Consider the following 12,836-nt stretch of genomic DNA (forward strand, 5'->3'; position numbering starts at 1 on the left):
CCGTGACAGTCTGCGAAAAAATGGGGCTGCCGCCTATCAACAGCATTTAGTAGGATTTGATTTTTGTTTTAAGTTTATCTAATGGCTGTTTCTGAAAAGCCGTAAGCAAATTATGTAATAATGTGCAAGCGGATAAAATACGGCAGATAGGCAAAAAAAGAACCGCCTTTCCCATCAAGGGATCAGGCGGTTTGTTTATGCAAAGCTTTTGCGACAATCGCGTCATTTTCGACATCGATGCGAAGCGCTTGTACTTGATCGTTTTCATCAAGCAAGACGTCGGCGATTTTGTCTTCGACATGTTCTTGGATGACGCGGCGGAGCGGACGGGCACCGAACGCTGGATGATAGCCGAGTTCCGCCAATTTTTCTTTCGCTGCTGGCGTTACGTCAAGGTCGATGTGTTGTTCGCGCAATGTCGCTTTTACTTCATGGAGCATCAGATCGACGATTTGCAACATATGTTCTTTTTGTAGCGGTTTGAATTCGATGATCGCATCGAAACGGTTCAAAAATTCCGGCTTGAAGTAGGCGTTTAATGACTCAAGAACGCTTGTGTGCGTTGTTCCTTGTTTTTCGAATCCAACCGTAATTTTTTTATCGGTAACACCGGCGTTGCTTGTCGCGATGATGACCGTGTCTTTAAAGCTAACGGTGCGGCCTTGGCTGTCAGTGAGACGGCCGTCCTCTAAAATTTGCAGGAAGATGTGCTGCACGTCCGGGTGCGCTTTTTCAATTTCGTCAAGCAAGATGATGCTGTATGGATTGCGGCGCACTTTTTCCGTTAGCTGGCCGGCTTCCTCAAAACCGACATAGCCCGGAGGTGAACCGATTAATTTCGATACCGAATGTTTTTCCATATATTCGCTCATATCGAGGCGAATCATTGCGTCTTTCGAGCCGAACAATTCTTCGGCGAGCGTTTTCGCCAGCTCTGTTTTTCCGACGCCGGTCGGACCGACGAATAAGAATGAACCGATTGGGCGATGTTTTGCTTTTAATCCCGCGCGGCTGCGGCGGATCGCTTTCGCCACTTTTTTCACCGCTTCTTCTTGGCCAATCACTTTTTTCGCCAAGTTTTCTTCTAAATGTTTCATTTTTTCTTTTTCATCAGCTTGCAGTTTGCCGACAGGAATGCCTGTTTTTTCTTCGATGATGCGTTGGATATCGGCAACATCGACAACAGGGCGCTCTTGATTTACACCGTTTTGCAGTTGTTTTTCTAATTTCAGCTCTTCATCGCGCAATTTCGCTGCCAGTTCGAAATTTTCTTCGTTCACTGCTTTTGTTTTTTCTTTAGCGATTTGCGCAAGGCGCTCTTGAATTTGTTTTTCATCTGTCGGACCGATGCGCAAGTTTGCTTTTGAGCCGGCTTCGTCTAACAAGTCGATCGCTTTGTCCGGCAAGAAGCGGTCTTGAATGTAGCGGTGTGACAATTTGACGCATGCTTCAATCGCTTCATCCGTATATTTGACATGGTGGAATTGCTCATATTTCGGCTGGATGCCTTTTAAAATCGTGATTGCTTGTTCGACGGTCGGCTCATGGACGATCACTGGTTGGAAGCGGCGTTCAAGCGCGGCGTCTTTTTCAATTTGTCGGTATTCTTTCAATGTTGTCGCACCGACGACTTGCAATTCGCCGCGGGCCAGCGCAGGTTTTAAAATGTTGCCAGCGTCCATTGAACCTTCCGCCGAACCGGCGCCGACGAGCAAGTGAATTTCGTCGATGAAGAGAATGACGTTTTTGCGTTGTTGCAGTTCAGCGATAAGACGTTTCATGCGCTCTTCAAATTGCCCGCGAATGCCCGTGTTGGCGACAAGCGAAGCGACGTCAAGCAAATACACTTCTTTATTTAACAGTTTTTCCGGAACTTGTCCTTCGGCAATTTTCAAGGCAAGTCCTTCGACGATCGCCGTTTTCCCGACGCCAGGTTCCCCGATTAATACCGGGTTGTTTTTATTGCGGCGGTTTAAAATTTCGATGACGCGTTCGATTTCTTTATCGCGGCCGATGACTGGATCAATGAGACCTGCTTTCGCCAGTTGCGTTAAGTTGCGGCCAAATTGATCAAGGAAGCCGCCGCCTTTTCTGTTGCGGTGCGATGGCTGTGCGGTGTTTGGCTGTGGCGCTCCCATTTCCGAAATTGGCGAAAATCCATCCATAAAGAAATCATCAAACGGGAATGACGAAAAGCCTCCAAACCCGAAGTTCATTGGGATGGAAAGCTCTTGTTTTTGTTTTTCATAACATTCATGGCAAAGATGCATTTGTTTTTTCTCATGGTTAAATTGCAAGTTGACAAATACTGTTGCTTCGTTTTGTTGGCATACTTGGCAAAGCATGAGGCATAACCTCCTTTTTATCGTTTGACTTTGACTATCTTTGACTTTCTGTCTTTATTATACTTTGACTATCTTTGACTTTCAAGTGTTTTTTTTTAAAAATTTGTTGTAATCGTGAAATATTTTTGGAGAAACGGTGAACGATGGTATAGAATGTGGCAAATTTGTGATATAGTTTGGGACAGAAAAAAATTTAGCGAGGGTGAAAAAGATGAAAAAAGTTTATGCGTTTTTGGCATTGCTGATGCCGTCGTTGTTTTTATTCGCGGCTTGCGCCCAAGAAAAGAACGGAGAAAAGCCGGCGATATTGGAAGTGAAAATAGAAGCCGCCGATCATATTGAGTTAAACAAAGAAACAACGATAGCATGTGTCGTAACATACGGAGAGGAAAAAGTTGACGATGCCGATGAAGTAAAATTTGAAATTTGGAAACATGGAAGTGAAAAACATGATATGTTAAAGGCGAAGAATGAAGGAAGCGGCAAATATTCCGTCACTAAAACGTTTACAGAGCCGGGAACATATTCCGTCGTTGCGCATGTCACAGCGCGGAACATGCACAATATGCCGAAAAAAGATATTATCGTTGGTCAAGAGCCCGAACAGCAACATGAAAATGCTGAGAATCATCATAATGATGGACATAGCGGCCATTCTTACGCTGGCTTATCGATAACGCTGCAATCTAAAGAATATGTGGCTAATCAATCGGCAAGTTTGACGGCGCAGATTGCTCACGATGGAAAACCGTTGACAAACGCTACGGTTCGTTTTGAAGTGTGGAAAAATAACGGAAAGCATGAGTTTATTGATGCGAGCGAGGCACAAGCAGGCCAATATGAAGCGGCGACAACTTTCCAAGAAAAAGGAACATACTCGGTAAAAATCCACGTAGAGGCGAAAGAATTGCATGAGCACCAACTCGAACAAATTACAGTGAAATAAAACCGGATGCTTCGTTGTAGCATCCTTTTTTTATTATTTCGTCTTTCTTTGTCCGCGTTTACATATATATGAAATAAAGCGTGGACAAGGAGGATGTGACAACAGAAGTGTGGAAAAAATGGTCGGAAGCATGGCAAATTGCTGCTGTCTATGTCGGGACCGTCGTTGGCGCGGGATTTGCGACAGGAAAGGAAATCGTCGAGTTTTTCACCCAATACGGAGCTTTTGGCACGATAGGAGTGTTTATCAGCGGCGGCTTATTCACATGGATGGGAGCGCGAATGATGGTGATGGCGCGCAGAATTGGCGCGGCATCTTACCAGCAGTTTAATCGCTATTTATTTGGCAATGTTATGAGCCCGCTTGTGACAGTTATTATGACGGCAATGATTATGGGAGTGGTTGCGGTAATGATCGCGGGCGCAGGCGCGGTGTTTGAAGAACAGCTCGGGCTGCCAAAGCAGGCAGGGATCATGATAACGCTTTGCTTATCGTTCGTTGTGATGTTATACGATATAAAAGGTTTGTTAAGTGTTAATGCACTGATTGTTCCGGCCATGGTGCTGTTTAGCGCTGTCGTTCTTTTTAAGCTGCTGGCCATGGGAAAATGGGGCGGCGAAGGATGGCTGACAATCGATCATTCATTAAAGGCGTTTCTTGCCCCGCTTTCGTATGCCGCCTTTAATTTAACGATGGCGCAGCCTGTGCTTGTGCCATTAGCGCAGGAAGCCGATGATGAGACGACCGTGCAGCGCGGAGCAATGATGGGGGGATTGCTGCTCACAGGCATTTTATTGAGCAGCCACTTCGTTTTATTATCGTTCCCGCATGTATTGAGTTACGATATTCCAATGGCGGAAGTAATTCGTTCTTTTTTTTCCTTATTTTATTGGATGTATATTCTCGTCATTTACGGAGAAATTTTGACGTCTATTATTGGCGGCGTGTTTGGGCTGCAACGGCAATTTCGCACGATGTTTTCGGTTTCGGATAGCTTGTTTCTGATCGCTTTGTTCGCTTTATTGTTCGCGGCCAGTTTGTTTCGTTATAGTTCTCTGTTGTCGTTTTTATACCCGTTGTTTGGGTATATCAGCTTCGCCTTTCTTTTGTTGCTGTGTATGCGGAAAATGCCAAAATAGCGCAGAGCGTTTGTCCGCGGAAAACGGACAAACGCTTTGACAATCCGGCGAGCCAATGCCAGTGTTCGCATTGCCGGATGCCAACAGGCAAACGGCTGCAGTTGGGCGGCAAGGGGAAAGAAAAAATCAACCATTGCTGTCCGCAATATCATTGTCAGAAGTGCTTTCTATTTTCTTGCCGCTTTTAATGAAACCGGTTGACAATTTGCTGAAGCTGTTGAACAGAAGCAAGCAAAACATCCGCTTCTTTCGCCAGTTCATGGATGGCGGCAGTTTGCTGTTCCAATCCGGCGGTAGTTTCTTGCACCATATTTGTGAAATCGGTGGCGATGATGTTAATATCGCCAATGAGATGCTGAAGGTTTCGGCCATTGCCAGTAACCGCTTCGACATGGATTTGATTTTGCTGCAAAAGCGCGTTGAGTTCAGAAAACATTTGATGGAATAATGCGAATGTTTCGCCCGTTTTCCATAGCGAATGTTTCGTTTTTTCCACATGCTGCTCGTTTTCCTGTACGGCTTGGACGGCGTTATGCAGCACGTTTGTCATCGTCTGCAGTGAAGATAAAATTTTTGCAGCAAAATCGTTTGTATCTTCAGCAAGCTTGCGGACTTCTTGAGCGACGACGGCAAAGCCTTTTCCTGCTTCTCCCGCGCGCGAGGCTTCGATCGATGCGTTTAACGCGAGCAAATTTGTTTGTTTCGTGATCGTTCGGATGGCGGAAATCATGTTTTGGGCGTTGGCTGCTTCTTGCGATGCAGCGTGGATTAATGCCGTCGTTTTGTTTATTTCTTGTTGCATTGTATCCATTTTTTGTTTTGTTTCTTCAATGAGGCGGTTTCCTTCGTCCATCGATGTGAGCGCAGTTTTTGCATGTGAAACGACACGTTCCACTTCTTCTTGCATTTTTTGCACCCGTTCGACCATCTGGATTACTAAATGATTGGCTTGTTCTACCGATGCGGTTTGCTGTTTTGTGCCTTCGCGGAACGTTTCCATTGCTGCGGCGATTTCATCAAACGATTCTGAAAGCCGTTTTGTTTCCAGCTGCTGTTGCTCACTTACTTGATTCACCGTTTTGGCGGCTTTCGCTAACTCTGTGATCATCGCGCGAATGCCGAAAATCATTTTGTTTATTTCATATGCGATTTGATGAAATTCATTGCGTTTTCGGGCAGTATGTACTTCTGTTTGAAGGTTTCCAGATGAAACGGAGCGAGTGACGCTATACCAGTGGCGCAGTTCATTGACAAGCGACCGGTAAAAAAGCGTGCTCATGATCAAGCTGGCGATAATAGTCGCAGCGCATGTCCATAACGGAGATAGTGAAAAAAGCAGCGTGATGAGAAAGCTGAGCATGGCAGGCACAATAGACAGAAATAAAAAGTAAGTTTGCAAATAAGGACGGTGCATTAATCTTCCCAATCGCAAATTAAAACGCTTTCCATTAAAGTCTGTTAATAAAGGGCAGCTTGCGTCGATGAGCACCTCCCCAGTATCGCGTTCGTACACTTGCAAAAGCGGTTTCGTTGTTTTAGCGGCTTTTTGCCCCACCTCATCGGAAAAAACGCGGCCTTCGCGCAATCGATTCGTATGAATGATGGCGCGCCCTGTTTCATCAACGATTAAAAAATATTCATCTTGCTGCAGTTCGCGGTCAAGGAACGAACGGATACGTTCCAATTGCTCCTCTAGCGGACGGTTTATGTCAAGAGACTGCCGCAGTTTTTCAGCGACATTGACAACTTTTTTTAATGCTTGCTTCGCCCGCTGCCGTTTAATTAAATGTTTCATCGTTTGTCCCTCCCTATTCTTACTGCTTTCAATATATACGGAATATTCAGATATATCAACAGTCGATCAAACAAAATGTTTGTTTGCAAACTATCTGTTACGATAAGATAGCCATGTTCATTTTTAAATAGTGAAAATGATTACATTACCATTTTGTTTGGCAATATTATCTATTGGACAGAATGATGACATTCCTATATATTTGGAATGTAGTTAGCAAGGTTTTGCCTTTATTTTTTGTTCACATTCTCGCCTTATTGTATGGTTGTCAATAAAACAAAAAAAGCGGTACAATAAGAAAAGCCAATGGTTCAGCAAGCAAAGAAAATTGAAGAAGAATTCCATACCGATGTGGTATGGGAGAGGTTCTAGAACAACCCTCTATAAAAAACTAGGGACAGGCTATATCCTTAGAGGGTATAGCTTTTTTGTTTTAGAACGCTCGTTCTTCTGGAAAGGAAAGAAAGGAGAGCGACGATGGGGAAAAAGGAAAAAGCGGTAGTGGTTTTCAGCGGAGGTCAAGACAGCACGACATGTTTGTTTTGGGCGTTAAAACAATTTGACGAAGTTGAAGCGGTGACATTTGACTATGGTCAGCGCCATCGGCTTGAGATTGAAGTGGCGGCTTCGATTGCGAAGGAACTCGGTATTTCCCATACCGTTTTGGATATGTCACTATTAAATCAATTGGCACCAAATGCGCTTACGCGAAGCGATATCGCCATTGAGCAAAAAGACGGGCAATTGCCATCGACGTTTGTGGATGGGCGGAACTTATTGTTTTTGTCGTTCGCAGCGGTGCTCGCCAAGCAGAAAGGAGCCCGCCATCTCGTAACAGGCGTATGCGAAACAGATTTTAGCGGCTATCCGGATTGCCGGGATATATTTATCAAATCGCTAAATGTCACATTGAATTTGGCCATGGATTACCAATTTGTGATTCATACGCCATTGATGTGGCTTACGAAAGCGCAGACGTGGAAGCTCGCCGATGAGCTTGGCGCTTTTGAGTTTGTGCGCACGAAAACATTAACTTGTTATAACGGGATTATCGCTGACGGTTGCGGCGAGTGCCCGGCTTGTGTGTTGCGCAGACGGGGGCTCGAAGAATACATGAAAGAAAAGGAAGGGGCAAATCAATTATGATCCATCAGCTTTATCCGCAAGTATTTCACAACTACCAATACGAATTAAATAAGGATATGCATATTGCCGCAGCTCATTTTATTCCACATGAGAAAGCGGGAAAATGCGCGAACATGCATGGCCATATATACACTGTGAACATTACAGTGGCGGGCGATGAATTGGACGATGCGGGATTTTTAGTGAATTTTCAAGAGTTGAAAAAGCTGATTCATGGCAAACTGGATCATACATTAATGAACGAACATCAAGATTGGTTTAATGAGCAAAACAGCAACGATTTTCCGACAAGCGAAGTCATTGCCCGCAAAATTTATGAAACGGTGCAAGCGCATTTGGATACATTGCCGAACAAGCCAAAATGTCTGCAAGTGTTCGTGCGCGAAACGCCGACAAGCTACGTTGTTTATCGTCCGAAAGCGGGGAAATAATCATGGCGAAAAAAATTCCCGTCCTTGAAATTTTCGGGCCGACCATTCAAGGCGAAGGCATGGTGATCGGGCAGAAAACGATGTTTGTCCGCACAGCCGGCTGCGATTATTCGTGCCGCTGGTGCGACTCTGCCTTTACATGGGACGGATCGGCAAAAGGAGAAATTCGGCAAATGACTGCCGGGCAAATTTGGGAACGCCTATGCGAACTTGGCGGCGACCGTTTCCGCCATGTTACGATATCGGGAGGGAATCCTGTTCTCATTCAAGCGCTTGAAGAGCTTGTTTTATTATTAAAAAATAAAGGCGTTCGCATTGCCGTCGAAACACAAGGAAGCCGCTGGCAAGATTGGCTATATGATATTGATGATGTCACGATTTCGCCAAAACCGCCAAGTTCCGGAATGGAGACGGATTTTGCGGTGCTTGATCACATCATCGGTAAGCTGGTCGGCGCGGGGCGCGCGTCCCATGTTAGCTTGAAAGTCGTCGTATTTGATGACGATGATTTTGACTATGCAAAAATAATCCACAAGCGTTACCCGGAGATTTCGTTTTATTTGCAAGCCGGGAATGACGATATAATGGAAAAAGATGTAGCGGCGCTGCGTGAAAAGTTGTTGGCGAAGCTGGACTGGTTGGTGGAAAAAGTGGCGCAATCAAACGAACTGAACGATGTGCGCGTTTTGCCGCAGCTGCACGCGCTGTTGTGGGGAAACAAGCGCGGCGTATAAGCAAATGAATAAGCAGGAAAGGGGAATAATGATGGCAGGAAGAAGAGAGGAAGAATTAAAAAATCTTACATTGCTTGGCAACCAAGGAACAAAATATTTGTTTGAATACAGCCCGGAAGTGTTGGAAGTGTTTGAGAATAAACATCCGGACCGCGATTATTTCGTGAAATTCAATTGCCCGGAGTTTACGACGTTATGTCCGAAAACTGGGCAGCCGGACTTTGCGACGATTTACATTAGCTACATTCCTGATAAAAAATGCGTCGAGAGCAAATCGCTAAAATTGTATTTATTCAGTTTTCGCAACCATGGAGATTTTCATGAGGACTGTGTCAACATTATTATGAATGATTTAATTAAAGTAATGGAGCCGCGTTACATTGAAGTGTGGGGAAAATTCACACCACGCGGCGGCATTTCGATTGACCCGTATTGCAATTGGGGGCGCCCGGGGACGAAGTATGAGAAAATGGCGGAATACCGTTTAATGAACCATGATTTGTATCCTGAAAAAGTGGATAACCGTTAATGCGCATCTTCCTTTGGAAGATGCCGTTTTATGCTGGAAAAAAGCAGTGTTTTTTTCGCGAAAGTCATATATAATGGCATTGACTTTTTAGTTGGAGGTTTTAGCCTTGGTGTCCAGGAAGGCGCTGTTAATCGGGGCGAGCGGGCTTGTTGGCAGCGAATTGCTAACATTGTTGTTGGAATCAGATATATATAAACAAGTAACCATTTTAGTCCGGCGCCCATTGCCTATTCATCACGAGAAACTCCAGCAAGTGGTGATCGATTTCAATGAATTAGAATCATATGAACGGTATTTCCGCGTCGATGATGTGTTTTCCTGCCTTGGAACAACGCGGAAAAAGGCAAAAACAAGGCAGCAGTTTATCCAAGTGGACTATGAATATACGTTGCGTGCGGCGGTGCTGGCGGAAAAATGCCGTGTTAAAAGCTTTTTAACCGTTTCTGCTCTCGGAGCCAACCCGCGCTCTTTTTTCTTTTATTATCGAGTGAAAGGGGAAACCGAAGAAGCGCTGCAAAGGCTTTCGCTTCCGTCATTGCACATTTTCCGTCCTTCGCTTCTTCTTGGAAAGCGGCAAGAATTTCGCTTTGGAGAAAAAATGGCGGGCTGGCTGCTTGGCCGTCTTCCGTTTTTGTTTGTTGGCAAATGGGAAAAATACAAGCCGGTGGAAGCGAAACAGCTTGCTTTTGCCATGTTTTGCGCTGCGGCTTCTTGCCAAAACGGCACCCATATATATGAATCGGATCAAGTAGCCAGCATTTCCTAGCAAAATGGATGGAGGCTGTTCGAATATAAAGGAACAGCCTCTGTTTTCATTCCTATTTAATGATTTTGTAATTTTTATGATTGACGACGGTGCGTTCTTGCAAATCCAGCTCTCTGTAATTTTCCATATACGTTAAATCAACGATGACAGAATTTTCATTGACTTTTTCCACAATTCCGCGCAATCCGTTTTTAAATTCGATAATGTCGCCAACTTTTGCTTTTTTCATGTTCATTCTCCTTTTTGTTTTTATTGTGTTTGTTATAGTTTGCCTCATTTTCATGTTGAAGTAAAGGGATTTATGGCATATTTATAACCGATTTTTTCTAAAAAAGAAAGGAGCTTGTAAAAAACTCCTTTCTTACTTGGCAAATACGTGGTTTCCTATCACGACAGTGACTTGTTTCGAACGCAGCCAGTTGCTTTTCGCCGTTTTTGGATTATAAAAATATAATGAACCATTTCCTAAACCGCGAAAAGGCAAGTGCTTCTTCAACGGCCTGATATGTTTCACGGTCTGCCGGTTCATGAATCGTTCCGTTTTGCACCGGTGTGAACGCATAATGGCCGCCAGAGCGCTCATAAATCACTGCGCGAATCGTATCAGGGTGGTCCACTCGGTTTAATACGACGGTTGCTACGGCTACTTTTCCTGCATATGGTTCGCCTTTTGCTTCCGCGAGAACAAGGCGGGCTAATAAATCTTTTTCGCTTGCCGAAATCGTTGCTTTAGGAATAACTAACGTTTCTCCAGAAAATAAGACATTGGTGTATTTCCCATTTTGTTTTTGCAGCTGTTTTAATGGGACGCCATATTGTTTGGCGATGTTCCAAAGCGTTTCCCCATGTTTTACTGTATGAGTTGTTGCGGCATAAGCATGACTTCCAAGGAAAAACGCGCCGCAAAAAACCGATGCCAGCATCAGCTTCTTTATTTTTTCATCAAACTCCCTCTTTCCCTCTCATTCGTTACAAGAGTAACAAGGTTTTTCTCTTCTATCATTAATATGGGAAAATCATGTTTTTTATTGATATTACTAGTGTCATAGGATAGATGGAATTTTTTAGAAAAAACGCCGATTTTCGCACTGGAAAATCGGCGTTTATTAATGAATGATGGAGAATTAACTTCGCGGTTTTTCTTGATAATGGTAAATCACATCTCCCCCTCGTTGCGCGATGCCGCGGAAGTGTTTAAAGTCATTTTGTTTGACAAGAACGCTGCGAAACGTGAGAAAATCTTCTTTTTTCACTAGCAGCTCCGAAACCGTTCCGTTGCGCAATTCATCGAGAAGTTTAGCAGCTAATTTTTCATCCACCGCTCGCTCACCCCAACCGATGAATGTTCGTCACAAACATAATAGTAGCGCAGCAGTGCTGTAGGATAAATACCCATTTTTTTGAGGGCAAACACCCTTTGCTTGTTTCCACATACAATATGGATGGGTGTGTATCATCAATGAAAAATGAGGAGGAGAAAAGTGTGAATCATTGGGATTCGTATATGGATGATCCATTTTTTTATGAGCAAAGCTATGATGTAGAAGAAAGAACGGAGGGTGGCATGGAGCGGGGGGAAAACAACATACCGCCAGCTATGTCAATGCCAGATCCTTCCTACCCGTTCCTGCCGGCGCAGGGCTATTATCCTGCGGCAGATTGGCACCATCCGGTGGCAGACGGAGTGACGCCGTTTGTGGATCATGATGATGTTGACAGTCGGGATGTCGCACCGCCAACGATGACGTTTGACACGGAAGAAAGAGTGCCAATGGAGGGAAATGAAAATATTAATTTTCCTGCAGCAGCGCCGATACAGGCACCGCCAACAGCAGAAATGCCGGGCGTTGTCAGCGGAGCAGGGGGCCCCGCGGTTCCGCCGATGTTGCCAATGACATGGATGGTGCCAAGTGTTCCGTTTCCTGCGTGTAGCCCGATAATGCCGTTCGGGGCACCGATGGCACCAGTCTATTACGCGCCTGTTTCTTACTACGGGGGAGCATCGCCATATGTTCCATTATTCCCAGGTTCATGTGTTTCATATCGGTAAACATAAACAAGACCGCCTTTGCTGCGGTCTCTTTTTTGATGCAAACAGCCAAAGTGGTATACTTTTGTTAGAAGATGATTTATTGCTAGACCGCTATTTGCTGCGAAATTAGAAAGGAGAAAGGTTGGGAGGAAGATGAAGTTTTCACAAAAAGTGGTTGTCGTAACCGGCGGAGCAAATGGCATTGGAAAGTCGATTGCTACGATGTTTGCGGAAAAAGGAGCGAATGTGGTGATTGCCGATATTGCTGAAGAAGCGGGGAAGAAACTTGTTCTGGCGTTAAAAGAAAAAGGATTAGAGGCGCGCTTTATTCCGACTGATGTTCGGAAAGTCGATGAAATAGAGCGCCTGATGAGCGCAACGTTTGAAATGTATGGCAGTTTGCATTATTTAATTAACAATGCGGGTGTGTCAAGATGGAAATCTCCATATGAGTTAACGGTGGAAGAGTGGGACGATGTGCTTCACACCAACTTACGGAGCGTCTTTTTTGGATCGCGCGAAGCAGCGAAGTATATGCGGAAAAATGAAACAGGCGGAGCGATTGTCAATATCGCGTCAACAAGGGCGCTCATGTCGGAGCCTCACTCGGAAGCATACGCCGCTTCTAAAGGAGGAATTTTGTCATTGACTCATGCGTTAGCTGTGTCGTTTGCCGGTGATTGTATTCGCGTGAACGCAATCAGCCCGGGATGGATCGAAACGGGGGATTATGGCCAATTGCGGGAAATTGACCATGCACAGCATCCAGCGCAGCGTGTCGGCAAGCCGGAAGATATCGCGCGCGCTTGTCTGTATTTGTGCGATGATGAAAATGATTTTATCACTGGGACAAACATTGTCATTGATGGCGGAATGACGAGAAAGATGATTTACGCCGAGTAGACGGATTGGCCCTAACGGCTGCTATAGCGATGCTGCATTGAACATTCGGCATGGATTTGCTAAAATACAC

General features: G+C 44.8%; 13 protein-coding genes, 1 pseudogene and 1 riboswitch. Of the genes and pseudogenes, 9 read left to right on the forward strand and 5 right to left on the reverse strand.

The annotated features are described in order from the left end of the window. Positions 1 to 182: 182 nt before the first annotated feature. Positions 183 to 2,345 carry an ATP-dependent Clp protease ATP-binding subunit gene (locus AOT13_RS08015; protein WP_042384958.1) on the reverse strand — a complete coding sequence of 721 codons (2,163 nt, stop codon included), beginning with the start codon at positions 2,343 to 2,345 and terminating at the stop codon, positions 183 to 185. Positions 2,346 to 2,556: 211 nt separating this feature from the next. Here AOT13_RS08015 and AOT13_RS08020 point away from each other — a divergent pair, with 211 nt between their 5' ends. Continuing rightward, complete coding sequence (locus AOT13_RS08020; protein ID WP_003252120.1) at positions 2,557 to 3,291, forward strand: FixH family protein; 735 nt, start codon at positions 2,557 to 2,559, stop codon at positions 3,289 to 3,291. Positions 3,292 to 3,386: 95 nt separating this feature from the next. Next, positions 3,387 to 4,430, forward strand: coding sequence for a YkvI family membrane protein (locus tag AOT13_RS08025; protein WP_376699830.1), 1,044 nt, complete (start codon positions 3,387 to 3,389; stop codon positions 4,428 to 4,430). A gap of 184 nt (positions 4,431 to 4,614) precedes the next feature. On the opposite strand, the gene AOT13_RS08030 is transcribed toward AOT13_RS08025, so the two are convergent. Continuing rightward, entirely contained in the window at positions 4,615 to 6,225 is a 1,611-nt protein-coding gene (locus AOT13_RS08030) for a methyl-accepting chemotaxis protein (RefSeq protein ID WP_003252115.1), read from the reverse strand. A 356-nt stretch (positions 6,226 to 6,581) separates the two neighbouring features. Next, positions 6,582 to 6,626: riboswitch (PreQ1 riboswitch) on the forward strand. A gap of 76 nt (positions 6,627 to 6,702) precedes the next feature. Between AOT13_RS08030 and queC the strand changes: the two genes are divergently transcribed. The 5 genes from queC (at position 6,703) to AOT13_RS08055 (ending at position 9,831) form a co-directional block, all read left to right on the forward strand. Continuing rightward, entirely contained in the window at positions 6,703 to 7,371 is a 669-nt protein-coding gene (queC, locus tag AOT13_RS08035) for a 7-cyano-7-deazaguanine synthase QueC (protein WP_003252113.1), read from the forward strand. Further along, complete coding sequence (gene queD, locus AOT13_RS08040; protein ID WP_003252111.1) at positions 7,368 to 7,802, forward strand: 6-carboxytetrahydropterin synthase QueD; 435 nt, start codon at positions 7,368 to 7,370, stop codon at positions 7,800 to 7,802. The genes queC and queD overlap by 4 nt, the downstream gene beginning before the upstream one ends. Before the next feature lie 2 nt (positions 7,803 to 7,804). Then, positions 7,805 to 8,536, forward strand: a complete 732-nt coding sequence (gene queE / locus AOT13_RS08045; RefSeq protein ID WP_003252109.1) for a 7-carboxy-7-deazaguanine synthase QueE — start codon at positions 7,805 to 7,807, stop codon at positions 8,534 to 8,536. A 31-nt stretch (positions 8,537 to 8,567) separates the two neighbouring features. After that, on the forward strand, positions 8,568 to 9,065 hold the full coding sequence (gene queF, locus AOT13_RS08050) for a preQ(1) synthase (RefSeq protein ID WP_003252107.1): 498 nt from the start codon (positions 8,568 to 8,570) through the stop codon (positions 9,063 to 9,065). Between the two features lie 106 nt (positions 9,066 to 9,171). Next, entirely contained in the window at positions 9,172 to 9,831 is a 660-nt protein-coding gene (locus tag AOT13_RS08055) for an oxidoreductase (protein WP_003252106.1), read from the forward strand. A 52-nt stretch (positions 9,832 to 9,883) separates the two neighbouring features. Here AOT13_RS08055 and AOT13_RS19150 read toward each other — a convergent pair whose 3' ends face one another. The 3 genes and pseudogenes from AOT13_RS19150 to AOT13_RS08065 all read right to left on the reverse strand — a co-directional run bounded on the left by AOT13_RS19150 (position 9,884) and on the right by AOT13_RS08065 (position 11,150). Continuing rightward, complete coding sequence (locus tag AOT13_RS19150; protein ID WP_013401353.1) at positions 9,884 to 10,060, reverse strand: YkvS family protein; 177 nt, start codon at positions 10,058 to 10,060, stop codon at positions 9,884 to 9,886. Positions 10,061 to 10,192: 132 nt separating this feature from the next. Further along, positions 10,193 to 10,754, reverse strand: a pseudogene (locus AOT13_RS08060) (cell wall hydrolase). 201 nt (positions 10,755 to 10,955) lie between these two features. After that, positions 10,956 to 11,150 carry a hypothetical protein gene (locus AOT13_RS08065; protein WP_003252104.1) on the reverse strand — a complete coding sequence of 65 codons (195 nt, stop codon included), beginning with the start codon at positions 11,148 to 11,150 and terminating at the stop codon, positions 10,956 to 10,958. Between the two features lie 164 nt (positions 11,151 to 11,314). Here AOT13_RS08065 and AOT13_RS08070 point away from each other — a divergent pair, with 164 nt between their 5' ends. After that, positions 11,315 to 11,881 (forward strand): hypothetical protein, encoded by a 567-nt coding sequence (locus AOT13_RS08070; RefSeq protein ID WP_003252102.1) that lies wholly within the window; start codon positions 11,315 to 11,317, stop codon positions 11,879 to 11,881. A 135-nt stretch (positions 11,882 to 12,016) separates the two neighbouring features. Beyond that, positions 12,017 to 12,766: an SDR family NAD(P)-dependent oxidoreductase gene (locus AOT13_RS08075; RefSeq protein ID WP_042384955.1), complete on the forward strand. Its 750-nt coding sequence runs from the start codon at positions 12,017 to 12,019 to the stop codon at positions 12,764 to 12,766. The last annotated feature ends 70 nt before the right edge of the window (positions 12,767 to 12,836 follow it).

This window comes from Parageobacillus thermoglucosidasius (assembly GCF_001295365.1).
Lineage (GTDB): Bacteria > Bacillota > Bacilli > Bacillales > Anoxybacillaceae > Parageobacillus > Parageobacillus thermoglucosidasius.

Excerpts from the sequence above, each read along its gene's own strand:
- AOT13_RS08015 (WP_042384958.1), bottom strand. The coding sequence starts at position 2,345 with ATGCTTTGCCAAGTATGCCAACAAAACGAAGCAACAGTATTTGTCAAC.
- AOT13_RS08020 (WP_003252120.1), top strand. The coding sequence starts at position 2,557 with ATGAAAAAAGTTTATGCGTTTTTGGCATTGCTGATGCCGTCGTTGTTT.
- AOT13_RS08030 (WP_003252115.1), bottom strand. The coding sequence starts at position 6,225 with ATGAAACATTTAATTAAACGGCAGCGGGCGAAGCAAGCATTAAAAAAA.
- queC (WP_003252113.1), top strand. The coding sequence starts at position 6,703 with ATGGGGAAAAAGGAAAAAGCGGTAGTGGTTTTCAGCGGAGGTCAAGAC.
- queD (WP_003252111.1), top strand. The coding sequence starts at position 7,368 with ATGATCCATCAGCTTTATCCGCAAGTATTTCACAACTACCAATACGAA.
- queE (WP_003252109.1), top strand. The coding sequence starts at position 7,805 with ATGGCGAAAAAAATTCCCGTCCTTGAAATTTTCGGGCCGACCATTCAA.
- queF (WP_003252107.1), top strand. The coding sequence starts at position 8,568 with ATGGCAGGAAGAAGAGAGGAAGAATTAAAAAATCTTACATTGCTTGGC.
- AOT13_RS19150 (WP_013401353.1), bottom strand. The coding sequence starts at position 10,060 with ATGAAAAAAGCAAAAGTTGGCGACATTATCGAATTTAAAAACGGATTG.
- AOT13_RS08075 (WP_042384955.1), top strand. The coding sequence starts at position 12,017 with ATGAAGTTTTCACAAAAAGTGGTTGTCGTAACCGGCGGAGCAAATGGC.